Source organism: Peribacillus sp. P4_C12, assembly GCF_056402095.1.
This window is the reverse complement of the sequence record NZ_JBFUIB010001094.1, coordinates 1-691: the sequence shown is the minus strand read 5'-3', so window position 1 is coordinate 691 and position 691 is coordinate 1. Positions and strand designations below refer to the sequence as shown.

The following is a 691-nucleotide window of genomic DNA, read 5'->3' as shown; positions in this document are numbered from 1 at the left end:
AAAAGGGGTCCAGAATGTTTTAATTCCGGACCCCTTTTGAAATTCCCTTTGAATTTTGCTCAAGATTAAGAGATTGGGCCTCTACGAGCCCACTTTATTAAGCCATTCTTGGACCTTGCCATGTCCTATTGGTTATCTACTTTAAATTCATGGCAGCGAAWGTAAGCATCGCCTGCATCGACAATTTTTTAWGTCCCCTTAAAGTAGTCCWACGCATACCATGCTTTTCTTTTGCATCTGCGGCAACAGCTTCAGGTTTTCCAACTTTCTCAATCACTTGTTCAACAAGAGGCTCTAAGATATTACTATCATGCGTATTTCCTGGTGTTACAATCGTCCCYAGCACAAAACCGTTGCGGTCTGCAGCCGCRTGRAATGAATAGGCAAACTGTTTTGTTCGTTCATCTTTYACATAGTAGCCACTTTCAGGATCAGTTGTACTTTCTTTAATCTCTTTGGTTTCTTCCTTATCAAATTTATCCGGTGGGCAAGGCTTCTTTCCATGGTTTTCACGATCTTGATTTATTTCTTCTTGAAGGCGTCCTTGATACGCTCGTGTTTCCTTGCGAACGATTTTCTTTTCAAATTTCCGCTTATTCGCACTGGCTTTCACATGTGTGGAATCAACGAATACGTGCTCTGCACTTATTAACTTTCTATCGGCAGCTGTCATTAAGATGCGATAGAATAT

At 41.1% G+C, this 691-nt stretch carries 1 protein-coding gene; it reads right to left on the bottom strand.

All coding sequences use genetic code 11. The features are described 5' to 3' along the window. Positions 1 to 136: 136 nt before the first annotated feature. A partial coding sequence (locus AC1DUW_RS31515; protein WP_477644538.1) for a transposase occupies positions 137 to 691 on the bottom strand: 555 nt, incomplete at its 5' end.